The organism is Myroides sp. DW712, assembly GCF_046557355.1.
GTDB lineage: Bacteria > Bacteroidota > Bacteroidia > Flavobacteriales > Flavobacteriaceae > Flavobacterium.
Window position 1 is genome coordinate 198,696 of record NZ_JBKFDO010000002.1, and the last position, 23,561, is coordinate 222,256.

Annotated in this window: 16 protein-coding genes and 2 tRNA genes; 13 read left to right on the top strand and 5 right to left on the bottom strand. The window is 37.5% G+C overall.

Annotated elements, in window-relative coordinates; translation table 11 throughout:
* Nucleotides 1-42: 42 nt before the first annotated feature.
* Genes ACLJX0_RS02440 through ACLJX0_RS02455 form a run of 4 tightly spaced genes read left to right on the top strand, consistent with a single transcriptional unit; the run spans nucleotide 43 to nucleotide 6,306 of the window.
* Complete coding sequence (locus ACLJX0_RS02440) at nucleotides 43-1,158, top strand: efflux RND transporter periplasmic adaptor subunit (protein ID WP_410878076.1); 1,116 nt, start codon at nucleotides 43-45, stop codon at nucleotides 1,156-1,158.
* Between the two features lie 22 nt (nucleotides 1,159-1,180).
* Nucleotides 1,181-4,294 carry an efflux RND transporter permease subunit gene (locus tag ACLJX0_RS02445; RefSeq protein WP_410878078.1) on the top strand — a complete coding sequence of 1,038 codons (3,114 nt, stop codon included), beginning with the start codon at nucleotides 1,181-1,183 and terminating at the stop codon, nucleotides 4,292-4,294.
* Between the two features lie 34 nt (nucleotides 4,295-4,328).
* Complete coding sequence (locus ACLJX0_RS02450) at nucleotides 4,329-5,594, top strand: TolC family protein (protein WP_410878079.1); 1,266 nt, start codon at nucleotides 4,329-4,331, stop codon at nucleotides 5,592-5,594.
* 10 nt (nucleotides 5,595-5,604) lie between these two features.
* Nucleotides 5,605-6,306: an outer membrane beta-barrel protein gene (locus ACLJX0_RS02455; RefSeq protein ID WP_410878081.1), complete on the top strand. Its 702-nt coding sequence runs from the start codon at nucleotides 5,605-5,607 to the stop codon at nucleotides 6,304-6,306.
* A 221-nt stretch (nucleotides 6,307-6,527) separates the two neighbouring features.
* Here ACLJX0_RS02455 and ACLJX0_RS02460 read toward each other — a convergent pair whose 3' ends face one another.
* A complete protein-coding gene (locus ACLJX0_RS02460) occupies nucleotides 6,528-7,214 on the bottom strand; it encodes an HAD family hydrolase (protein ID WP_410878083.1) in 687 nt (228 codons plus the stop codon).
* Nucleotides 7,215-7,290: 76 nt separating this feature from the next.
* Nucleotides 7,291-7,851 carry a Crp/Fnr family transcriptional regulator gene (locus ACLJX0_RS02465; protein ID WP_410878085.1) on the bottom strand — a complete coding sequence of 187 codons (561 nt, stop codon included), beginning with the start codon at nucleotides 7,849-7,851 and terminating at the stop codon, nucleotides 7,291-7,293.
* 302 nt (nucleotides 7,852-8,153) lie between these two features.
* On the opposite strand from ACLJX0_RS02465, the gene pafA reads away from it, so the two are divergent.
* Both pafA and ACLJX0_RS02475 read left to right on the top strand, forming a co-directional pair.
* The gene (pafA, locus tag ACLJX0_RS02470) at nucleotides 8,154-9,803 is read left to right on the top strand and encodes an alkaline phosphatase PafA (RefSeq protein WP_410878087.1); all 1,650 of its coding nucleotides are present in this window, start codon (nucleotides 8,154-8,156) and stop codon (nucleotides 9,801-9,803) included.
* A gap of 112 nt (nucleotides 9,804-9,915) precedes the next feature.
* The gene (locus ACLJX0_RS02475) at nucleotides 9,916-12,840 is read left to right on the top strand and encodes a M16 family metallopeptidase (RefSeq protein WP_410878088.1); all 2,925 of its coding nucleotides are present in this window, start codon (nucleotides 9,916-9,918) and stop codon (nucleotides 12,838-12,840) included.
* Nucleotides 12,841-12,930: 90 nt separating this feature from the next.
* On the opposite strand, the gene mfd is transcribed toward ACLJX0_RS02475, so the two are convergent.
* Entirely contained in the window at nucleotides 12,931-16,305 is a 3,375-nt protein-coding gene (gene mfd / locus ACLJX0_RS02480) for a transcription-repair coupling factor (RefSeq protein ID WP_410878090.1), read from the bottom strand.
* A gap of 3 nt (nucleotides 16,306-16,308) precedes the next feature.
* The gene (locus tag ACLJX0_RS02485) at nucleotides 16,309-16,908 is read right to left on the bottom strand and encodes a hypothetical protein (protein ID WP_410878092.1); all 600 of its coding nucleotides are present in this window, start codon (nucleotides 16,906-16,908) and stop codon (nucleotides 16,309-16,311) included.
* Nucleotides 16,909-17,104: 196 nt separating this feature from the next.
* Between ACLJX0_RS02485 and ACLJX0_RS02490 the strand changes: the two genes are divergently transcribed.
* Complete coding sequence (locus ACLJX0_RS02490; protein WP_410878094.1) at nucleotides 17,105-18,058, top strand: NAD-dependent epimerase/dehydratase family protein; 954 nt, start codon at nucleotides 17,105-17,107, stop codon at nucleotides 18,056-18,058.
* Nucleotides 18,059-18,194: 136 nt separating this feature from the next.
* On the opposite strand, the gene ACLJX0_RS02495 is transcribed toward ACLJX0_RS02490, so the two are convergent.
* The gene (locus tag ACLJX0_RS02495) at nucleotides 18,195-18,371 is read right to left on the bottom strand and encodes a hypothetical protein (RefSeq protein ID WP_410878096.1); all 177 of its coding nucleotides are present in this window, start codon (nucleotides 18,369-18,371) and stop codon (nucleotides 18,195-18,197) included.
* Nucleotides 18,372-18,563: 192 nt separating this feature from the next.
* On the opposite strand from ACLJX0_RS02495, the gene ACLJX0_RS02500 reads away from it, so the two are divergent.
* From ACLJX0_RS02500 to ACLJX0_RS02525, 6 genes are all read left to right on the top strand, one after another.
* Nucleotides 18,564-19,856 carry an aldehyde dehydrogenase family protein gene (locus tag ACLJX0_RS02500; RefSeq protein ID WP_410878098.1) on the top strand — a complete coding sequence of 431 codons (1,293 nt, stop codon included), beginning with the start codon at nucleotides 18,564-18,566 and terminating at the stop codon, nucleotides 19,854-19,856.
* A gap of 24 nt (nucleotides 19,857-19,880) precedes the next feature.
* Complete coding sequence (locus ACLJX0_RS02505; RefSeq protein ID WP_410878100.1) at nucleotides 19,881-20,531, top strand: trimeric intracellular cation channel family protein; 651 nt, start codon at nucleotides 19,881-19,883, stop codon at nucleotides 20,529-20,531.
* An 82-nt stretch (nucleotides 20,532-20,613) separates the two neighbouring features.
* Nucleotides 20,614-20,687, top strand: a tRNA-Asn gene (locus ACLJX0_RS02510).
* A gap of 48 nt (nucleotides 20,688-20,735) precedes the next feature.
* Nucleotides 20,736-20,809 (top strand) — tRNA-Asn (locus ACLJX0_RS02515).
* Between the two features lie 221 nt (nucleotides 20,810-21,030).
* Nucleotides 21,031-21,624 (top strand): hypothetical protein, encoded by a 594-nt coding sequence (locus ACLJX0_RS02520; protein ID WP_410878102.1) that lies wholly within the window; start codon nucleotides 21,031-21,033, stop codon nucleotides 21,622-21,624.
* A gap of 435 nt (nucleotides 21,625-22,059) precedes the next feature.
* Nucleotides 22,060-23,430 carry a hypothetical protein gene (locus tag ACLJX0_RS02525; RefSeq protein WP_410878104.1) on the top strand — a complete coding sequence of 457 codons (1,371 nt, stop codon included), beginning with the start codon at nucleotides 22,060-22,062 and terminating at the stop codon, nucleotides 23,428-23,430.
* Nucleotides 23,431-23,561: the final 131 nt, after the last annotated feature.

Sequence of the window (23,561 nt, forward strand, 5' to 3'; positions counted from 1 at the left end):
AATTAAGAGAATATTATAAAGTAAAAATTTAAAACAATCATAATGGCAAAAAAAGTACAATTAGCAGGTGTTTTAAGCTTGAGTATCTTATTGAGTTTTTGCTCGGATAAAAAGGAACAAAGCAGTGATGTTGCACAGTATCAAGTGAACAATCAAGTGATTTCCTTAACAGAAAATTCAAACCTTAAAAGTAGAATTAAAGTTACAGAGGTAGGGGAGGAAGACTTTACATTTGATTTAGTAACTGCGGGTTTAGTAAAAGCAATACCGAACCATTATGCGGAAATTGCGTCTCCTTTCTCTGGAAGGATTATTAAATCCTTTGTCAAATTAGGTCAAAAAGTGGGAGTAAATCAACCTTTATTTGAAGTTTCTTCCCCCGATTATTTTGAAGCACAGAAAGATTATTTTGACTCTAAACAAGAATACAAACAAGCGTCTTTAAATTTAAAAAGACAAGCGGATTTACTAGCGAATGGCGTCGGCGTTCGTCAAGAATACGAAGAAGCAGAAACAGAAAATTCGATTGCAAAAGCGGCTTTTGACAATGCTTCTGCAGCGATTAAAATCTACAATGTACAACCTTCTTCTCTTGTTTTAGGACAGCCCTTGATTGTGCGTTCTCCTATTGAAGGAGAAGTCTTAGAAAATACTATCGTTTTAGGACAATACATCAACGATGATGCAGATCCTGTAGTGAAGATTGCATCGTTGAACAAAATTTGGATTGTTGGTAAAGTGAAGGAAAAAGACATTCAGCATTTAGCCAAGTTAAACAAAGTTCAAATTGAGTTATCAGCGTATCCAGGTGCACCTATTGAGGGAACGATATACCATGTGAATGAAATGGTAGATGAAGAAACAAGAAGTATTGATGTATTGATTGAAGTGACCAACGACAAACGCATCTTAAAACCAGGCATGTACGTGAATGTACGCTTTATTGATCAACCCGAAAAAGTAATTTTAGTGCCTTCTCGTGCGGTCTTACAAGGAGAAGATGATTCTTTTGTTTTTGTGGAGGTAGCATCGAATGAATACATCCGAAAAAATGTAACCATTGGTGGGGTATCAGGCAATCAAACCGTAATTCTATCAGGACTAGAAAAAGGAGATAAAGTAGTAAGCGAAGGGGGTATTTACTTACCTCAACTGTAGTAATCCTATAAAAACAGCAAAAATGAAAAAAAATATAATTGATACAGCTATACACAAAAGATGGCTTGTTGCTGCTTTGTTTGGCTTACTGTGTATCTTCGGCTATTATTCTTGGAAACAGTTATCCATAGAAGCGTATCCCGATATTGCAGATACAACCTCACAAGTCGTGACGCAAGTACCAGGACTCGCTGCAGAAGAAATTGAATTGCAAATTACCATTCCCATTGAACGTGCGCTAAATGGAATGCCAGGTATGCACGTGATGCGTAGCAATAGTACGTTCGGACTTTCCATGATTACCATTGTGTTTGAAGATGGAGTGGATGACTACTTTGCCCGTCAACGTATTCAAGAACGACTCAATGGAGTAGAATTGCCCTACGAAGCTATACCTGAACTAGACCCGTTAACTTCGCCTATTGGAGAGGTATACCGCTATATTATTGAAGGGGATGGCTATAGTTTACGCGAGTTAACGGATATTCAAAACTTTGTGATTATCCCTAAACTTAACCAAGTGTCTGGGGTTGCTGAGGTAACGAACTTCGGAGGAATTACAACCCAATTTCAAATCGAATTAGATCCACATAAATTAGAACAATATGATTTATCCTTAAGTGATGTTACTGAAACTATTGAGGAAAATAACGTAAACTCAGGTGGAAGTGTATTAACACGTGGAGACTTAGGCTATGTGGTTCGCGGAATCGGACTGGTAAAGGATTTAGAAGATTTAGGGAAAATTGTCGTAAAGGCTGACAATGGAATTCCAATCTTTTTGAAGGATTTAGGTCGTTTAAAATATGGAAACGTTGAGCGCAAAGGAATCTTAGGTTATTCTGATAAAGAGCGCAATTACTCTGATAGTATTGAGGGAATTGTACTCTTGTTAAAAGGAGAAAATCCATCGGTAGTTTTGGAGAAAATCCACCAATATGTAGATGAATTAAACAATGAATTACTGCCAGAAGGTGTGAAAATTCACACATTCTTAGATCGCACAGAATTAGTAGACACGACGTTACATACGGTATCGACGACTTTAATCGAGGGGATCAGTTTGGTCATTATTGTATTAATTGTCTTTTTGGGTAGCTGGAGAGGAGCTTTGCTTGTAGCAATTACCATCCCTGTATCCTTGTTGTTTGCTTTTATTTTGATGCACTTCACAGATATCCCAGCAAACTTATTATCACTAGGAGCAATTGACTTTGGTATTATTGTCGATGGAGCAATTGTTATGATGGAGTCCATACTCAAGAAACGAGAGGATAATCCAAAGGAAGAATTGAAAGAAAAATCCATTGCTCAACGCACCAAAGAGGTAGCGAAACCCGTGTTCTTTGCTACGATTATTATTATCACAGCTTATTTACCGCTGTTTGCGTTTGAACGCGTAGAGAAGAAGCTGTTTACACCTATGGCTTTTACGGTTGGATTTGCCTTGTTAGGTGCGCTTTTAGTAGCCTTGTTTTTAATCCCAGGATTAGCCTATGCGGTGTATAAAAAACCGAGAAAAATATACCACAACAAATGGTTGGAAAAACTAACGGCTTTATACCATAATCGCATTGAAAAGATTATGAAAAAGCCCAAACAAGTGTTTTTGCCTATCGTGATTGTATTGGCTATTACTATTGGTTTGACAGCTAAAGTGGGAAAGGATTTCTTGCCGCCATTGGATGAAGGGTCCATTTGGTTACAGGTAACACTACCACCAGGCATTTCTTTAGAGAAATCCAAAGAAATGAGTGATACCTTGAGAGCGCGTACCATGAAATATGAGGAAGTAACTTATGTGATGGTACAAGCGGGTAGAAATGACGATGGAACGGATCCGTTTACGCCTTCTCACTTTGAGTGCTCGATTGGAATTAAACCCTATAAGGAATGGCCAAGAGGTAAAACGAAAAACGATTTAATTGAAGAATTAGCAGCAGAATATGAATCGCTTCCTGGTTTTACAGTTGGATTCGCCCAGCCGATGATTGATGGGGTAATGGATAAGATTTCGGGAGCACACAGTGAATTAGTAGTCAAAGTATATGGAGAGGATTTTCACGAAACAAGACGTATTGCCAATGAAGTTTTAGGCACGTTAAAAACAGTGGACGGAGCAGTAGATTTGGCGATTGATCAAGAACCACCATTGCCACAGTTACAGATTCACGCCAACCGTGATAAGATTGCTCAATATGGACTAAACGTAGCAGATGTAGCAGAGTTGATCGAAGTAGCAATCGGAGGGAAAGCTATTTCTCAAATCTTTATCGGGAATAAAGTGTACGATATTAGTGCACGTTATACGGAAGAAAGCAGAAATACACCCGAAAAAATTGCCAACTTAATGTTGACCTCAAGTACAGGAGCGAAGATTCCTCTTTCACAAGTGGCTGATGTAAAAACAAGTACAGGGGAAAGTACGATTACTCGTGAGATGAATCGACGTCACTTAACCGTGAAATTGAACGTGCGCAACCGCGATTTAGGTTCTTTATTGAAAGAGGCTCAACAAAAAATTGAAAACAATATTACCTACGATCACAATAAGTTCCATATTGAATGGGGGGGACAGTTTGAAAATCAACACCGTGCTTATAACCGATTGGCGATTATTGTACCGTTGACGCTGTGTCTGATGTTTGTTTTGTTATACGGAGCTTTTGGCCAATTTAGACAAGCGGGGTTATTGATGGTTGTGGTTCCTTTAGCGCTGTTTGGAGGAATGTTAGCCTTGAATGTCAGAGGGATGTCATTAAACGTATCTTCGGCTGTTGGATTCATCGCTTTGTTTGGGGTGGCTATTCAAAATGGGGTTATTATGATTTCGCATATTAACGATTTACGAAAAAAAGGACATGCCTTGTTAGCAGCGGTTTTACTGGGAGCGGAACAACGATTCAGACCCGTATTAATGACTGCAACCGTGGCTATTTTGGGGTTATTCCCAGCGTCTATGGCTACTGGAATTGGTTCGGATGTACAACGTCCACTAGCTACAGTAATCGTATATGGATTATTATTCGCTACAATATTAACACTGTTTGTATTGCCTGCTTTGTACTATCTAGTAGAGCGCAAATGGGGCAAAGATAGCGACTTTGTAAAAGAAGAAGAAATAGAAGAAAACTAGCATTGAGATGAATATTTTAAAAAAATATATAAGTATGATGGTTCTCGTTGGTGGATCTACTTTGTATGCACAAGAAGGACATACAGAGCAAGCCCCAAACAAGAGTCCATTGACCTACAAGGAGTTTCTATCGAAAATGATAACAAACAACTTGAGCTATGCAGCTGAAAAATACAATATTAACATTGCAGAGGCGGAAGTACAGGCAGCCAAAGCTTTCCCAGATCCAGAGTTGAGTTTTGGTTGGGCGGATAACCAACAGAAGCGCATGCAGATGGGGTATGGATTTGAAGCAGAATTATCTTGGGACTTAGAGCTTGGAGGAAAACGAAAAGCAAGAAAAAATTTAGCATACGATCAAAAAGTATTGGCAGAGTTAGAATTGCAAGAGTTTTTTCACACCCTACGAGCAGAATCTACGGTGACTTTCCTTGAAGCCATGCAAAATAAAATGCTGTATGATATCCAACGAGATTCCTATGCATCCATGTTACAAGTAGCTCAATCGGATAGTATTCGCTATTCACTAGGGCAAATTAGCAAAGTTGATGCGATCCAAAGTAAGTTGGAAGCCAAGTCCATGTTGAATGATCTGCAAGATGCGGATGACGCCTGGGAAAATAGTTTGATGGAAGTGCGCAATATTATTAGTGCTCGTCGCATTGATTCGGTTTATCTCCCTCAAGGTGATTTTAGTCAATTTGTGCGTTTGTTTGCCTTGGAAGATTTAATTGTAACTGCACAGAATAATCGCGCCGACTTCTTAGTTGCACAGCAAAATAAAGTAGTAGCGGGGCGTCAAGTAGCCTTGGCTCGTGCAGAACGCGTCATTGATCTAGGATTAAATGTAGGAGTAGAGAACAATTCCTTTGTAAAAAATGCAGTGGCACCTACACCAGGAAATACGGTAGTAAAAGCAGGAATTTCAGTGCCTTTAAAATTCTCGAATCGACGTGATGCTGGATTGAAAACGGCATTATACGAAGAAAGACAAGCTGAATTGGAATATGAGATGGTGGAGCTGGAACTAGAAAAGGAAATTACGCAGGCTTATCGCAATTATTTAACTAAGCAAAAGCAAATCCAACGCTTTGAAAATGGGATGTTAGAAGAGGCGAAACAAGTATTTGAAGGAATTAAGTACAGCTACCAACGAGGGGCAAGTAGCTTGTTGGAAGTGTTAGATGCACAGCGTACTTATAATGAAACACAACAAGCGTATGCAGAAACCTTATTTGGTTATGCTGAATCGTTAGTGGAGCTAGAGAAGGCCGTTGGAATTTGGGATATTGATTTTTAAGAAGCGCAGCATGAAACACATTATATTCAGTTTACTAGTATTAACTGGGCTTTCTGTGAAAGCACAGGATTTCAAGGATGATTTAAAAGGCAGAACATCGTTTAGCATAAAAGCAGGTTGGTTGCAATCTACTTTAAAAGGCGATGACGTAAGTGAATTAGCCGTAGATGGAAAAATAGACCATCGCAATAATTTCTTTGCAGGGATTAGTGTCGATAACAGTATCGGAACGTATTTCGGATTGAAGCATGAATTGTTTTACCAAAACTATGGTGCAGATTTCAAACGCGAATTAGAGGATCATACGTTTAATGCAACGTTAGAAATGCACAGCTTGCGATTGAATCCAATCAGTCCAACGTTTAAAGTTGGAGGATTGCAGGTTTACGCAGGACCTTATATCAATATGTTGTTGTACTCTTCCATTACTTCTGTTGATGAAAATGGAAAAACCTATAAAGATCACGGTATTTTTGGTTCAACAGAAGATGATCAAGAAGATAGTAAATACCTACAAAAAATGGATTATGGGTTTACAGCAGGGATTGAGTACCAGTTCAAATTTGGTTTAATCTTAGGGGCGCAATATACCCGTGGATTTGCCTCTATTTTCGACAACTCCAATACCTTTGGTGTCGAAGAAAATACAGGAGCAAATGACCTCAAAATATACAATCAGAATTTTGGTGTTTATGTAGGATACCGTTTTTAATGAAAAATAAAATTGCTTATGAAACAGAAAAAGGAGACCGTAACGGTTTCCTTTTTCTGTTTTTTGTTACTTGATTTTGTTTAATCCTCACCGATTCTCAATAACAGGGCGGATTGCCATCCACCCCCTACGATTTCTCACCAATTCTCACCCAATCCTCACCCAACCCTCACCAACCCTCACCAACCCTCACCCAACCTCACTAAACCCTCACCAAACCCTCACAACAATTCCTTTATTTCTGACAATTTCTTAATCGATGTGAAATTTTCATGTACTACTGCATGATCAATGTGTTCATGTAGCCAAGTCGTATGAAAAGGCACATGTACCGCATAAGCACCTAGTTCTAAAACGGGCAAAACATCTGAACGCAGGGAATTGCCAATCATGATAAATTCTTCTGGTTGTACATCTAAGCGTTTAAGCAATTTTTCATAATCGATTTTTTCCTTGTCTGTCATGACCTCAATGTGATGGAAATAGGATCCTAACCCTGATTTGTGGAGTTTGCGGTGTTGATCTTTTAAATCACCTTTTGTCGCCACGACTAAGCGGTATTTGCCTTGTAATTCTTGAAGGATTGCCTCTACATCGTCAATCAATTCGACCGGTTTGGTTAGTAATTCTTTTCCTATTTTGACAATTTTATCAATGATTTTTATGTTGAGTGTTCCCTTGGATATAATTTCAGCTGCTTCAATCATCGATAGAGTAAACCCTTTGATTCCGTAGCCATAAAGTGGTAAATTATCTATCTGTGTTTTAAAAAGAATTTGAGAAATACTTTGATGAGTTAAGTAATCCTCTAACAAAATACAAAACTGTTGTTCAGCTTCTTTGAAATAGGGCTCATTAATCCATAGGGTATCGTCTGCATCAAATGCAACAACTTTAAGTTTATTCATGGCGTGTTGTTAGAATGAGCTTAAAGATAAGTAAAGATTTAGCTACAAGTATAAGAGAATCGAACTTTAACGCTTCTTATACATCTTTGCGAATGCGGCTTAAACTCACTTGGGTAATCCCTAAATAAGAAGCAATGTGTTTGAGCGGCACGCGCTGAATAATCGTGGGATAGTTGGTGATTAGATCCTTATAGCGTTCGGTGGCAGAAAGTAAATCCCGAGAGATAATTCGTCTTTCTACCCGCATTAATTCCTTTTCTGCTAATTTTCGTCCAAAATTGGCAATGTGAATATCGGTGAGGTAATAAGCTCCAAGTTCGTGAACATTTACCTGATAGAGTTCACAATCCACTAAAAGTTCAATACTTTCATAGCTTTTTCGATTTTCAACATAATTGTTCATTGATAGAATCGTACTCCCTTCTTCCCCAAACCAAAAGGTAATCTCTCCCTCCTCATGAGACGAAAAAGCGCGAACGACTCCTTGTTTGATGAAGTAGATATTGTGCTCAATGCGATCGGCTTGCAAGATAATATGCCCTTTGGGTAGATGTAATTTATGACACAACTGCTTTAGTGCAGTCAGTGAGGGCTCAGGTAGCGGGTAAATCGTCGTTAGAATTTGGTCAATATCCATAATAAAAGGAATGAAATTGATGGGTTGAGAAGATACAAAGATAGGAATTCTGCGAGAAAAGGGTAAGAGGAATTGCAAGCGTGTAAAACAAGAAGATATTTAATTTATCTCCTGTATTATTGATATTTAATATTTAGATAATATGAAATTAGGGCAAAAGGTCTTTATTTGTCAAAATGATTTTTTGAAGTCGTTCAATATGCTAACAAACTTTATGATGCCAGATGTTTTCTATGTAGAATGTCTTTAATAGCTTTGTTAATCCTTATTAAATACTTAAATAACACCCAAATAAAGAAAAGATGAATAGTAGATCAATAGTCATTACAGCGTTGTGCAGCTTGTTTTCCTTTGCTGTGCTAGCGAGTGAGAAATTAGAGAAACCTAAATTAGTGGTGGGGCTTGTTGTAGATCAAATGCGCTGGGATTATTTATATCGTTATTACGATCGATACAGTGAAAATGGATTTAAACGGCTATTAAATGAAGGATTTTCTAGTGAAAATACCTTAATTGATTATGTACCTACCTATACTGCTATTGGACACAGTACTATCTATACAGGAAGTGTCCCTGCCATACACGGAATTGCAGGAAATGATTTTATCATTCAAGCCACAGGACAAAATATGTACTGTACCCAAGATGACAGTGTACAAGCTGTTGGTGGAGAGGGAAAAGTAGGCCAACAATCACCAAAGAACTTATTGGTTTCTACCGTGACGGATCAGTTGAAATTAGCGACTAATTTTCAATCGAAAGTTATTGGAATTGCCATCAAAGATAGAGGAGGAATCCTTCCGGCTGGGCATTTTGCCAATGCGGCTTATTGGTTAGACGGTCAAACAGGTGATTGGATTACAAGTACGTATTATATGAAGGATTTACCAAAATGGGTAAAGGGATTCAACAAAGAAAAGCTAGTGGATCAATATTATAAACAAGGGTGGAAAACGCTATACCCTATCGATACCTATGTATTGAGTACAGCAGATGATAATCTGTATGAAGAAACCTTCAAGGGAGAAAAAACGCCAATCTTCCCACGTGATCTCGTGAAGCTAAAAAAAGAAAATGGGTATGAATTGATTAAGAGTACACCGCAAGGAAATACACTAACACTTGATTTTGCAAAACGCGCGATTGAAAGTGAACAATTGGGAAATAATCCTTTAAACGTAACGGATTTTCTAGCGATTAGTTTATCCTCAACGGATTATATTGGCCATCAATTTGCAATTAACTCAATTGAAATTGAAGACACCTATTTGCGTTTAGACCGCGATATCGCTGATTTCTTAACCTATTTAGATCAACATATTGGAAAAGGAAATTATACCTTATTTCTAAGTGCAGATCATGGAGCAGCACACAATCCAAAGTTCTTTGCAGATCAAAAAGGGAATTCGGGCTATTTTGAGACGAGAATAGTTCGCCAAAATTTGAATGAACAATTACAGGAAAAGTTTGGTATAGCCGATCTGGTAAAAAGCTTAGCGAATTATCAAGTACATTTAAACTACGAGGCGATTAAGGCCAACAACGTAGAAGAAGATGAGGTGATTGAAGCGGCCATCCAATGGCTGAAAAAAGTAGACGGTGTGGCTTTTGTAGTGGATATGAATAAAGCAGCTTCTGCAGCGATTCCTGCTATCTTACGAGAGCGCATTGTCAATGGATATAACTATAAACGCAGCGGAGCAATTCAAATTATTTTAGAACCGCAGTGGTTTAGTGGATCGAAAGACGGAAAAGGAACCACACATGGAAGTTGGAATTCGTATGATGCTCATATTCCAGCTGTCTTTTTAGGATGGGGAGTAAAACCAGGTAAAACGACCCGTCAAACCCATATGACGGATATTGCGCCCACCATTGCTCAAATCCTGAAAATTGAATTTCCAAATGGTAACATTGGAACGCCAATTCAAGAAGCAATTGAACAGAAATAATATTGAAAATGCCTTTAGTACGAAACTAGAGGCATTTTCTTTTTTTACCGTATACTATTTTTGCAGGAGAACGAAGAATTATGTTTAGCTTTGGGCTGACAAATTACTATTTATGAAAAAAAGATACCTATTGTTTGGTTTTATATTTTCAATGAGTAGTGTATTACACGCTCAGTATAAAACGCTTACAAAAACAGATGCTAACGGATTTACGTATGAGTACGTAGAAAATGATCCAGCAAAAGCGAGAATTTACACGTTAAATAATGGACTGAAAGTTTACTTAGCTCAAAATCAAGATGAGCCAAGAATTCAAACCTATATCCCTGTCCGTACAGGTTCAAATAATGACCCAGAAGACAGTACAGGGTTAGCACATTACCTTGAACATATGTTGTTTAAGGGAACGTCTAAATTGGGAACCGTTAATTGGGAAGTAGAACAAGTGCTGATTAAACAAATATCAGACTTGTATGAGCAACATAAAAATGAAACAAATCCGGAAAAGAAAAAGGAAATCTACAAACGCATTGATGAAATTTCGAAAGAAGCGTCTCAATATGCTGTAGCGAATGAATATGATAAATCTGTAGCTTCAATTGGAGCAACGGGAACCAATGCACACACCTGGTTTGATGAAACGGTATATAAAAACGTAATTCCATCGAATGAGTTAGAAAAATTCTTAATGATTGAAAAGGAGCGTTTTTCTCAATTGGTGTTGCGTTTATTTCATACGGAATTAGAGGCGGTATATGAAGAATTTAACCGCGGTCAAGATAATGATTTTTGGGCTTCTCACGAGAAGATGATGGCTTTGTTGTTCCCTGCTTCACACTATGGAACACAAACGACTATCGGTACCTCAGAGCACTTGAAAAACCCATCCATGGTGGCTATTCACAACTATTTTGATCAATATTATGTGCCAAATAATATTGCGGTTGTTTTAGTGGGAGATATCCAGTTTGATGAGACGATTCAAATGGTAAATAAGTATTTCGGTGCGATGAAAAAAGGCGTTCAACCGAAAGAATATGTTGCGGTAGAACAACCGATTCAAGGAATTAAATCGGCTGAGGTATTTAGTCCACAAGCAGAGCGCGTGGAAATGGGCTTCCGTGTAGGAGGGGCAAAAACACAAGATGCGTTGTACATCACCATGATTGATATGTTGTTGAGCAACGGTCAAGCGGGATTGATCGACTTAGACATCAACCAAAAACAAAGAGCATTGTATGCGGGTAGTTCATCGATGATTATGAAAGATTACTCGGTTCACGAATTGACAGGAATGCCAAATGAAGGACAAACCTTAGAAGAGGTAAGAGATATTATGCTAGAGCAAATTGAAAAGCTGAAAAAAGGTGAATTTGATGAGTGGTTGTTACAAGCGGTAATTAATGAATTGAAAAAGAATTCAATGAAGGCCTTGGAAGATTCTGATGCTATGGCTACAGAAATGTATCAAGCATTTATCCAAGGTAGAACCTGGGAAGAAGCCGTGAGTGAAATTGACCGTATGGAAAAAATCACAAAGGCAGATATTGTAAACTTTGTTAAGGCAAACTACCAAGACAATTATGCCATTGTGTACAAACGCCAAGGAGAGAATAAAGATTTAGTTCGCGTTGAAAATCCAGGAATTACACCTATTGATTTAAATAGAGATAGTGAATCAGAATTCTATAAAGCACTAAATAAAGTAGCGGTAAAAGATATCCAACCAGAATTCATTGATTTCAACAAAGCGTTAAAGAAAGAAACGATCGGAAAAATCAAAACAACGTTGTACAGCATTGAAAATGTAACTAATGATTTAGCAACAGTTACATATATCACGCCAGTTGGATCAGATCATGATAAAAAATTAAGCTTAGCGTTAGAATATCTAGATTATATCGGAACGAATAAATATTCACCAGCTGATATTCGCAAAGAATTCTACAAATTAGGTGTGGATTATGCCTTGAATACGGGAGTAGATAAATCCTATATCAGCTTATCTGGATTAAAGGAAAATATACCTGCAGGAATTAAATTGTTAGAGCACCTATTGACTGATGCAAAAGCAGATCAAGAGTCGTATGACAATTTAGTAGATCAAATTTTAAAAGCTCGTTTTGATGCAAAGTCTAGTAAAGGAGGAATCCAACGTGCTTTGAATAGTTATATTATGTCTGGAAATCAGTTGAGTCGATTCAAAGACATCTTGAGTGAAACAGAATTAAAAGCAATTAAACCAACAGAATTAGTAGGATTATTGCACAATTTCTTTGATTATAATCAAGAAGTATTCTACTACGGAAATGATTTAGCGACAGTGAAAAAAGCCATTGTTGCCAATCATAACTTAGGAAAAGGAAAGGTAACACCTGTGAAACGAGTATATGCTGAACCTGCTACAGACGGAACGGTTTATTTTGCTCCTTATGACATGGTACAAGCAGAAATTTCATACCGTGGTAGAGAATCTAAGTTTGATAAAAACTTATTAGCAACTTCAAGCGTATTCAATAGCTACTTTGGTGGAGGAATGGCTTCTGTGGTTTTCCAAGAAATTAGAGAATCTAAATCATTGGCGTATTCGGCTTATGCCGCGTATGCAAATGCTGGAAAATCAGATAAATACAACTACGTAATGGCTTATGTGGGAACACAAGCAAATAAATTGCCACAAGCGGTTGATGCAATGATGGAATTGATGAACGATATGCCACAAGCACAAAACCAGTTTGAAAATGCAAAGAATTCAGCCTTGAAAAACATTGCAGCTCAACGTTATACCAAAGCGCAAATTTTCTACTATTGGTTAAGTCTACAAGAAAGAGGAATTAACTACGATATCAACAAAGATATTTACAAACAAACGCAAACAATGCAACTGTCTGATCTCGTGAATTTCTTTAACCAACACGTAAAAGGGAAAACGTTTAACGTAGGTCTTTTAGGGAAGAAAGAAAACTTAGATTGGGAAGCCGTGAAAAAATTCGGAACAATCAAAGAATTAACCTTAGAGGATTTATTCGGATATTAATAAAAAAAGCCAGCTCATCGAGCTGGCTTTTTTTATAGTTAACGGTTTTCACGAAAGCCAAATAACAAAAGCCAAAAGCCAAAAAATAGCCTATCTTCCTTTCCCCGTTTCCATCATATCGATTCCAGCTAAATACTCTAATGCTTTTTTCACTGATTTTACTTGATCAAAAGAAAGCATAAGGCGTAAGCCATTTTTCGTTTCTTTTTCGCGCATTTTACACAAGTGGGAGCTCTGTTGAACAAAAGTCAAGACCTGTCTAAATTTTGGTGACGAATAGAATCCTGATTTTTGATCCCCGATAAAATAGCATACCATTTTTCCTTGCTTTAAAATCACTTTTTCTATTCCCAGGTTACTTGCATGCCATTTGATGCGCAAGCTATCTAAAAGGGCAATTGCTTGCCTTGGAAGGGGACCAAAACGGTCAATCAAGCGTTGTTCGTATTCTTGTAATACCGCTTCGGTGGTAATTGTGCTCAACTCGTTATACAAGTTCAAGCGCTCCGTAATATTATTGACGTATTCATCGGGAAATAAAATTTCAAAATCCGTATCGATTTGACAATCGCGAACGAATACTTTGTTTTCTTCTTTTTGCTCTTCGAGGTATAAATCCTTGAATTCATTTTCTTTTAACTCTTCAATGGCCTCCTGCATGATTTTTTGGTAGGTTTCAAAGCCAATCTCATTGATGAATCCACTTTGTTCACCTCCTAAGATATCTCCAGCACCACGGATTTCTAAATCTTTCATCGCGATATTAAATCCACTGCCTAAGTCACTAAATTGCTCCAGCGCTTGGATGCGTTTACGCGCCTCTTCTGTCATAGCGGAGTAAGGAGGACAAATAAAATAACAAAAGGCTTTTTTATTGCTGCGCCCTACGCGACCGCGCATTTGGTGTAAATCCGACAACCCAAAGTTATTGGCATTGTTGATGAGAATCGTATTGGCATTGGGAACATCCAAACCACTCTCGATAATCGTCGTGGCAACCAATACATCAAATTCCCCATCCATAAAGGCCAACATGAGCTCTTCGAGTTTTTTACCATCCATTTGACCATGACCAACCCCAACTTTTGCATCGGGTACTAAGCGCTGAATCATTCCCGCAACTTCGCGAATATTCTCAATGCGGTTGTTGATGAAATACACCTGACCACCGCGTTCTAGTTCGTAAGCTACCGCATCGCGTATTATCTCCTCATTAAATCCAACCACACTCGTTTCAATAGGATATCGATTTGGTGGAGGTGTCGTAATGACTGACAAATCTCGCGCAGCCATCAACGAAAATTGCAAGGTTCTCGGAATCGGTGTCGCGGTTAGGGTTAGCGTATCTACATTTTCTGAAATTGTCTTTAATTTATCCTTCACAGCAACTCCAAATTTCTGCTCTTCATCAATGATTAAGAGGCCCAGGTCTTTGAATATCACATTCTTATTTACCAACTGATGGGTTCCAATGAGAATATCAATCTGGCCAGCCTCTAAATCGCGTAAAATCTCACTCTTTTGTTTGGCGGTTCGGAAGCGATTGATGTAACTCACGCGAACGGGCATATCTTTCAACCGCTCGGAAAATGTTTTAAAATGCTGAAAAGCCAAGATGGTCGTGGGAACTAAGATGGCAACTTGTTTGCCATTGTCTACCATTTTGAAAGCCGCGCGAATCGCAACCTCCGTTTTTCCGAATCCTACGTCTCCACATACCAAGCGATCCATGGGACGATCAAGCTCCATATCTGCTTTTACTTCCTGTGTTGCTTTGAATTGATCGGGTGTATCCTCATAAATAAAGGAACTCTCTAATTCGTGTTGCAAGTAGCTATCAGAAGCACAAGCAAATCCTTTTTGTGTTCGCCTTTTGGCGTATAATTGAATCAAATTAAAGGCAATGTGTTTGACACGTGCCTTTGTCTTGGTTTTTAAATTCTTCCATGCAGAGGAACCTAATTTGTGAATTTTAGGTATAGCTCCATCTTTACCGTTGTATTTGGCAATCTTGTGGAGGGAGTGGATGCTGACATAAACAATGTCATTATCCGCATAGACTAGCTTAATCGCCTCTTGCGTTTTTCCTTCTACTTGTATTTTTTGTAGTCCACCAAATTTTCCAATGCCGTGATCAATATGGGTGACATAATCACCAACAGTTAAAGAATTAATCTCTTTTAGCGTGATGGTTTGTTTTTTGGTGTAGCCATTTTTGAGGGAAAACTTGTGGTATCGCTCAAAAATCTGGTGATCCGTATAACAAGCAATTTGTTTCTCTTCATCGATAAACCCTTGATAAATAGGTGTGACAATCGTTTTATATTGCTGAACCACTTGCTGTTGATGCTCATCACGCATGGCATCAAAAATGTCTTTGAATCGACGCGCTTGATTTTCGTTGGCACAGAATAGATAATTCGTATACCCATTATCGGAGTTGTCGTTCAAATTGCGAACGAGTAAATCAAATTGCTTGTTAAATGATGGTTGAGGTTTGGTGTGAAATACATATTCCTTTTTTGGTACAATGTATTGACTATCCGTTAGCTCAATATAATTAAAGCGTTCTGCTTGGTGCAAAAATACATCGCCTCGCAAGAACATTTCGTTGGGATTAGAGTATTTGAGCTCCTTGTTTAATTTCTCAAAAATAGTTTGGGCTTTTTCAAAATTGTGATTCAATTGATCGACAATAAAAGCTGTGTTTTGTGCAAAAATTACCGTTTTTTCGGGAATATACTCCAAAAAACTTTCCCTGTTTTCCGCTGTAAATTTGTTTTCTACATTGGGAATAATAGTTATTTTCTTTTGCTTATCGACTGATAATTGCGTTTCCACATCAAAGGTTCGGATACTGTCAATTTCCTCTCCGAAAAATTCAAGGCGATAGGGGTTATCATTAGAAAAAGAAAATACATCAATAATTCCTCCACGTACAGAAAATTCCCCCGGTTCAGCAACAAAATCTACGCGTTTAAAATTGTACTCAAACAACGTTTCATTGACAAAATCAATCGATAACTGGTCTCCCACATGCACTTTTAAGGTGTTCTTTTCCAGTACTTTTTTAGTCACCACCTTTTCAAAAATAGCTTCAGCATAGGAAACGATAATCGCGGGTTTCTTACGAGAGCTAATGCGGTTCAATACTTCAGCACGTAACAAGACGTTCGCATTGTCCGTCTCTTCAATTTGATAGGGACGGCGGTATGATCCAGGATAGAAGAGCACATCTTGCTTGTTGATAAAGTGCTCTAAGTCATTGAGGTAATAAGCGGCTTCTTCTTTGTCATTAAAAATAAATAAAAAAGGCAGTTCCGTCTGTCGAAATAGACTCTCAAATTGAAAAGAAAGTGCGGATCCAATTAGCCCTTTGAAAAGGATAGGTTGACGACTATTTAATAAATCGTGTACAACCTGTTGCGTTTGTACAGCCTCATTAAAATATTGCTTTACTTCCATAGTTTATTCTACTTCTTCGGGATTCGCTCGGCGCGCCTCATTTCTTAATTCTTCCATTTCTTCCAACATCTCCTCTTCTCCTGCTTCTTTAACGTAGTTTTGACGCACTAAGTTTTCGTCCATCATGCGGACAATATCATCCAAACTAATTTGAATATTGTCCAACCAATAATCGACTTTTTCGACATCAATGGGATTTAGATGAATATACATATCCAAATTCTGGAAGGCAGTCAACAAAGTAGAATATCGAATCCGTATATCAGGTGAATCGAGTTGGCTCGGATATCCCATATACGTTAGGTTTTCGGCAACTTCACTTAGGGTAACGGCCTTTTTTTGAAAGGCGCCAATCGTTGATACAGGGCGCAATTTTAGTTCATTAATTAGCGTTGTCCAAGCTTTCCAATCCTCAAGAATAGGATTAAGCTCTTTGGATGGTTTGGGAATTTTGAATTTCCACTCCTTCATTAAATGGCTAAAAATACTATCGTTGTACTGTTGTAGTTTGGTTTGTTCTAGGGCATTTTGGTCCACTTCTTTTTTACAAGAAGTAAGATGCAAACTAAGGATCAACAGGATAATTGTCCAACTATTTTTCATATGCTTGAATTTCAAACCTCAAATTTACGAATGTTATTGTATTTATTTGACTTGCTTTGCGATAAACCATAGCGAATTTCAACCAATTTAGAGCGTGATACAGGACTATTTTATTTATTCTCTTGTAGAATTGTCCCTTTTTACATTGATTTATTGTCTAGCAACGGCTATATTTGTGGCACTAAATACAAAACAAATGGGAACCAAAATATTAATTATTGGAGCTTGTGGACAAATTGGCTCTGAACTGACGTTAAAGTTGCGTGGTATCTATGGAAATGAACAAGTTATCGCTTCAGATATTCGTGAGGGAAATGAAGCATTAATGCGTTCAGGACCTTTTGAAATCGTCAATGCAATGGAGTTTGATGCCGTTGCTCAGGTGATTGAAAAACATCAAGTAGAAGAAGTCTATTTAATGGCTGCCTTGCTTTCTGCAACAGCAGAGAAAAATCCTGCTTTTGCTTGGGAGTTGAATATGAACTCGTTGTTTCACGTGTTAAACTTAGCGAAAGAAGGAAAAATTAAAAAAATATTTTGGCCCTCTTCCATTGCGGTTTTTGGTCCAACAACGCCAAGAGAAAATACCCCTCAGTATACTGTAATGGAACCAAGTACGGTATATGGAATCTCTAAACAAACGGGAGAACGTTGGTGTGAATATTACTTCAATAAATATGGTGTAGATGTTCGCAGTATCCGTTATCCTGGATTAATTTCTTGGACAACACCTCCAGGAGGGGGAACAACAGACTATGCTGTAGATATTTTCTATAAAGCAATTGAAGATAAACACTACAACTGTTTTCTATCGGAAAAAACAGGTTTGCCGATGATGTATATGGATGATGCACTAGATGCTACGGTTGGTATTATGCAAGCGCCCAAAGAAGCCGTTAAAATTCGCTCGTCCTACAATCTAGGCGGAATTTCTTTTACACCAGAAGAAATTGCGGCAGAAATTACCAAGCATATTCCCGATTTTACCATTGCTTATGAACCCGATTTCCGTCAAGCCATTGCAGATAGCTGGCCAGCAAGTATTGATGACAGCAGTGCACAACAAGATTGGAACTGGAAGCACAAGTATGATCTAGCAGCAATGACTGAAGTAATGTTGGAGAACTTAGGGAAAGTTTTAAAGAAATAAGAACATTAAAAGTCGAAATAAAATAAAGACAGTAGTAAATAGACATTTACTGCTGTTTTTTTATGATTTGTTTTTTCAAACGTCGAGAATGTGTTTTTTCTTATCGAAGAGTGAGTAGAAAAGAATAAAAATGCGCTTACTTCTTGCGCAAGCGTTTAAAAACCAAATTGTATAAGGCTACTACAACAAAGGCGAAACCAAGTAGAATAAGTATGGTACTAATTGTATTCGTTATGATTTGCACGGCTTTTAAAATGAGACTTAGGGCGAATAGCACTAATCCGAAGGTCAGTAATTTTGCATTTTTATCCATGACAGTATAATTTGATTCCACAAAGATAAGCCTTATATTGAAAAGGATGACTTTCTACTTTTAAGTGATGGATATATTTTTTCAAGGAGGGGAGATAGGAACCTAAAATAAAAAGAATCTATCTTTTTTTTGTAGAATCATTGAGATTAGTGTAGATGATGTTGTAAATTTAGCTAATAAAAGAGCTATACTATGAGAAAAGAAATTGAAAGTAAGATAGATGAAGCACAAGAAGCTTATGAAAGATGGCGCAGCGTGTCGCTTGATGATCGCATCGAATATCTTAAAAAAGTAAAGGAAAAATTATTGCTGAATAAAGAGCGATATGGAGCGGTGATGACACAGGATATGTTTAAACCTCTAGGGCAAGCTATTGCCGAAGTAGAAAAATGCGCCACATTAATTGAATACTATATTCAAGAAGGGAAGGCAATTTTACAGGGACGCCATATTCAAACCAACTGGTCTGAGACTTATATTGTTCACGATCCGATGGGGGTAATTTTAGGGGTGATGCCCTGGAACTTTCCCTTTTGGCAAGTGTTTCGCTTTGCCATACCCACGTTGCTAGCCGGAAATACCGTTTTGTTGAAACATGCGAGTAATGTTCCATTTTCAGCTAAAGCACTCGAATCTTGTTTTGCAATAGAGGGATTTGAACAGGTGTATTTCAATCTAACAGTTCCTGGAAAGGAAGTAGAAGAAATTATTTCACATGCCGCAGTAAAAGGAGTATCCCTCACGGGAAGTGAACCAGCGGGAAGCGCTGTTGCTCAGAAAGCGGGTAGTTTGATTAAACCTGTGCTATTGGAATTAGGGGGGAGTAATGCTTTTATTGTTACAAAGGAAGTTGATTTGGATGAAATTATCCCCGTTGCAGTAAATGCGCGTTTTCAAAATACGGGACAAAGTTGTATCGCAGCCAAGCGCTTTTTAGTTCATGAATCGTTGAAGGAAGAATTTACTCGTCGCCTAGCAAAAGAAGCTAAAAAATTTAAACAGGGCGATTTAATGAATCTCGATACAAGAATAGGACTCATGGCTAGAGAAGATCTCGCTATGGAACTCGAAACGCTCTTAAAAGAATCTGTAGCCTTAGGTGCCCGTGTTGTTTGTGGAGGAAAACGAGACAAAAACTGGTTTGAACCTACCGTGGTCACCGATGTTACTCCTAATATGCCCGTGTTTATCCAAGAAACATTCGGACCTTTAGCGGTTGTCGTTGGTTTTGATACGATAGAGGAAGCTATTGCCCTGAGTAATGATTCGCATTTTGGATTAGGGGTTTCCATTTTTGGGAAAGACCTTGAGCAAATGAAAAAATATGTTCATTTGTTTGACGATGGGGCTGTTTTTATCAATGAAATGGTGATTTCTGACCCCCGTGTACCTTTTGGAGGAAGTAAGTTTTCTGGTATAGGTAGGGAAATGTCCGCCGAAGGTTTGCTTGCTTTCGTCAATAAGAAAACGGTTGTAATTAAGTAAATAGCCTGTAATACGGTTGAGTCTATGAATGAGTTAATGGACACCTTTGTAAAGTTTTGGTTGACAATTGAATTTGTCGATGTTATTGAGTTTTTTGGCACAATTGCTTTTGCTATATCGGGAATTCGCCTTGCTTCTGCTAAGAGCGTGGATTGGTTTGGCGCGTTTGTAGTTGGCTTTGTTACCGCAACAGGAGGTGGAACATTGCGTGATTTACTCCTTGGCGTAACGCCCTTTTGGATGTTGACCAGTGTGTATGTTTGGTGTACCATCGTGGCGCTTTTGCTTGTTATAATATTTCCGCAAAAATTAATACGCTTAAACAATACTTTCTTGTGGTTTGACAGTATTGGATTAGGCTTGTTTGTTGTGGTGGGAACCGAGAAGACACTAGCTTTGGGCTATCCCTTTTGGGTGGTTGTTATTATGGCAACAATTACGGGCGTGGTAGGAGGAATGATTCGCGATATTTTGATTAATGAGATTCCCGCTATTTTTAGACAAGAATGGTATGCCTTAGCTTGTATTTTTGGCGTGTTTATTTACTATATTCTCCAATCAATAGGGTTCGATGCTGTTATTGTCCAAATTTCTACAGCAGCAGCTGTTTTTGTAATTCGTTTGATAGCAACCCGTTATCGATTAGGACTACCTACACTCAAAGGAGAGAGCTGAAAAAAGTACGTTTTTTTGTATAAAATATTTGCAGAAAGCAGAAAACACACTATATTTGCATCGCAATAAAGGTAACACACCTTCCTCCTTAGCTCAGTTGGTTAGAGCATCTGACTGTTAATCAGAGGGTCCTTGGTTCGAGCCCAAGAGGGGGAGCAAAGCAATGCTTTAAACGTGTAACCTTTAGGTAGGTATAAAATACCTTCCTCCTTAGCTCAGTTGGTTAGAGCATCTGACTGTTAATCAGAGGGTCCTTGGTTCGAGCCCAAGAGGGGGAGCAAAAAAAGCCTTACAAGATTTCTTGTAAGGCTTTTTTTTATAGTTAAGAAATAATTTTTCTCTTTTAAAAGAAATAATCTCCCTTTTTTTATGCTGATATACGATGAAAAATTTGTATACTACTGACTTTTAATGTTTTGTTTGATTAATCTTTTGTGTTTGTCGAAATTGTTTCTACTTTTGCTCGTAAATTTTACTAACAAAATTTAAACAAATATTTATGAAAAAATTATTATTATTTTTTATGATAGCTAGCTTTGTGGCACTAGGTGTGGCTTGTAGTAGCGATGACAGCAATGATGGAGGTAACAAGAGGTTGGCACTTTCTTCTGATGCTAATTATGATGGAATCTACCCAGGAACAAAGGTAGTTTTTGCGGTAATGGGTGAAGAAGAAGATGGGCTTGTATGGATTAATTCTGGAGTTAGTTATTATGTTGATGGAACCGAAGTTGGAGATTCTTATACATTTAATGAATTAGGTGAATTCAAAGTTGTAGCTAAGAAAAAAGGATATAGAGAGAGCAATACGCTGATTATTAAAGTTATTGAGCAAATTAATAAGGGGAAATTAGTTGTCAGTGTTGTAGGTGGAGTAACGGAGATAGAATATGGCGGTATTGCTAATTTTGAAGTAAAAGACGAAGAAGGAATAAATATTACAAATGCAACAATTGTGTTGTCAGATGATACGTATATAGGGTATATTTGGGCTCCATCAGCTTCAGGTACTTATAAAATATTTGCTTTTAAAGATGAGTATGAAAGAAGTGAAGGATTAATCGTAACAGTAAAAGAGAGAGTAAACAAATAAGTAGCTCTTGTTTTAGAGCAAAATTCTAGGATAAAAGTAGGTTGTGTTAAAAAAAACAACAAGAACACTTCATTTGTTAAGTAGTTAAGAAGAGTACTAGACTTTTTTAGGGATAAAAAGGTTTAGTAAAAAATAAAAAATGAGGCTGTCTAAAAAGCCTGAAAAACAAAACCCCGCCTTTTTTAGACGGGGTTTTTTCATTGTTTGTCCTCAAAAACAAATATCTTCAAGGTACAACCAAACAATAAGAAAGACAAATATAATGTTCAAATCTGAAAGTTTACCTCATCACGGATTGATTTTGTATTAGTAAATTCTTTGTTTTTTAGTTTTTTTATTGTTGTTTTTATTTTTATTTAAAAAATAGTTTGTTTTATGGAAAAAGTTAGTAAATTCAAAATGTTAATTTTTATAACATTTTTAAAACAAATATTTATGAAAAAACTAGTACTATTTCTAATGGTGACTACCTTGTCTGTGCTTAGTTTAGCTTGTAGTAGTGATGATAGTAAAGGAGAAAATAATAAAAAAGAATTATTCCTTACTGCTGATGGCAAGCAGGGTAAAGTGACTCAAGGATCAACGGTTAAGTTCTCGGTGACAACAGAAGAAGGAGAAGAAGTAATTGAAATTGATACAGACGTAAGTTTTTATATTAATGACGTAGAGGTAAAGAATCCTTATACTTTTACGGAACTTGGAACATTTGATGTTGTGGCTAAGAAAAATGGCTATAAAGATAGTAATACATTGACCATCATAGTAGTGGAAGAGAAAGAAGCTATAGATGAGGAAAAGTTAACTATTCGTGTTGTAGGAGAAGTAACGGAAGTCATGGCAGAAGATAAAGTAGTTTTTGAGGTAGTAGATGAGGATGGGGCACTTGTTAAGGATGCAACTATTGTGTTAGACAATAAAACGAATGTTGGGTATGAATGGATTCCTAAGGAGCCTGGTACGTATGAACTTTTTGCCAAAAAAGAAGGCTACACTAAAAGTGACGTTATTGTTGTTACCGTAAAAGAAAAACCAGAAAAACAGCTGATTTTGGCTTTGATCTCTGATTCCGATCGTTTATTTGTCAATGATACCTTGCAGATGAGTATTAAAGATGAAAGAGGAAGAGGGGTTTCTCAAGCGGTATTATATAAAGATGGAATTGCTTTAGCTACTGTTTCTGTTGAAGGTGTTTTTGATGTAATCTTTACTGAGGCCGGGACGTATGAATTAAAGGCTAAAGTGGATGAGTTAGAAAGTAATACAGTGACCATTACGGTAAAAAAGACTGCAGCAGTTAATACGTTTGTATTTAAAGAGGATACGTATACTATTATAAAGAGTACCTTATTTTATACTGGAATCGTAGAGGTTAGAACAGCAGTTTTTAAAGCAGAATGGCAAGTGGAAGCTTATGATGCAGATGGAAAAACAGCCGTTGTGGTTTTTTATACACCGGCTACTCAACGCAGTGAGGGAGTGTTTGATTTTGAAAATCCAAATGCTGAAAATACAGTGACTATAGCTATGGGTGTCATGCATAATGGCAATGTTTTAGGGATAGCAACGACTGATCTTCAACTTGTTTTTAGAGCAGTTTCCAATAGTCCAACGAATTATACGGGACAATATCTTGCTAGTGCATTAGATATAGGAGGGAGTTTCTTTAGTTTAAATTATAATGGAGATACTAAGTATATCGATGATTCAGAGTCGCAAGGAATTACAGGTACAGGAAGATATCTTACGGTGAAGGTAGATCGTGTTAAAAAAACAACAAAAACACTTCGTCAATTAGGCCGTATCTAAAAGAAATATAAGGTGTTTGTTCCTTGGTTTCATTACCAATCAAAGGGAAATAGAAAGACGGATAGACTGAGAAGTTTGTCCGTTTTTTTATGATGGGTTGCTGTGTTTTCTTTTTTTAACAAGTGAATTTG

Bases quoted from the DNA above. Each gene is read 5' to 3' on its own strand.
- ACLJX0_RS02440 (WP_410878076.1), top strand. From the start codon at position 43: ATGGCAAAAAAAGTACAATTAGCAGGTGTTTTAAGCTTGAGTATCTTA.
- ACLJX0_RS02445 (WP_410878078.1), top strand. From the start codon at position 1,181: ATGAAAAAAAATATAATTGATACAGCTATACACAAAAGATGGCTTGTT.
- ACLJX0_RS02450 (WP_410878079.1), top strand. From the start codon at position 4,329: ATGATGGTTCTCGTTGGTGGATCTACTTTGTATGCACAAGAAGGACAT.
- ACLJX0_RS02455 (WP_410878081.1), top strand. From the start codon at position 5,605: ATGAAACACATTATATTCAGTTTACTAGTATTAACTGGGCTTTCTGTG.
- ACLJX0_RS02460 (WP_410878083.1), bottom strand. From the start codon at position 7,214: ATGAATAAACTTAAAGTTGTTGCATTTGATGCAGACGATACCCTATGG.
- ACLJX0_RS02465 (WP_410878085.1), bottom strand. From the start codon at position 7,851: ATGGATATTGACCAAATTCTAACGACGATTTACCCGCTACCTGAGCCC.
- pafA (WP_410878087.1), top strand. From the start codon at position 8,154: ATGAATAGTAGATCAATAGTCATTACAGCGTTGTGCAGCTTGTTTTCC.
- ACLJX0_RS02475 (WP_410878088.1), top strand. From the start codon at position 9,916: ATGAAAAAAAGATACCTATTGTTTGGTTTTATATTTTCAATGAGTAGT.
- mfd (WP_410878090.1), bottom strand. From the start codon at position 16,305: ATGGAAGTAAAGCAATATTTTAATGAGGCTGTACAAACGCAACAGGTT.
- ACLJX0_RS02485 (WP_410878092.1), bottom strand. From the start codon at position 16,908: ATGAAAAATAGTTGGACAATTATCCTGTTGATCCTTAGTTTGCATCTT.
- ACLJX0_RS02490 (WP_410878094.1), top strand. From the start codon at position 17,105: ATGGGAACCAAAATATTAATTATTGGAGCTTGTGGACAAATTGGCTCT.
- ACLJX0_RS02495 (WP_410878096.1), bottom strand. From the start codon at position 18,371: ATGGATAAAAATGCAAAATTACTGACCTTCGGATTAGTGCTATTCGCC.
- ACLJX0_RS02500 (WP_410878098.1), top strand. From the start codon at position 18,564: ATGAGAAAAGAAATTGAAAGTAAGATAGATGAAGCACAAGAAGCTTAT.
- ACLJX0_RS02505 (WP_410878100.1), top strand. From the start codon at position 19,881: ATGAATGAGTTAATGGACACCTTTGTAAAGTTTTGGTTGACAATTGAA.
- ACLJX0_RS02520 (WP_410878102.1), top strand. From the start codon at position 21,031: ATGAAAAAATTATTATTATTTTTTATGATAGCTAGCTTTGTGGCACTA.
- ACLJX0_RS02525 (WP_410878104.1), top strand. From the start codon at position 22,060: ATGAAAAAACTAGTACTATTTCTAATGGTGACTACCTTGTCTGTGCTT.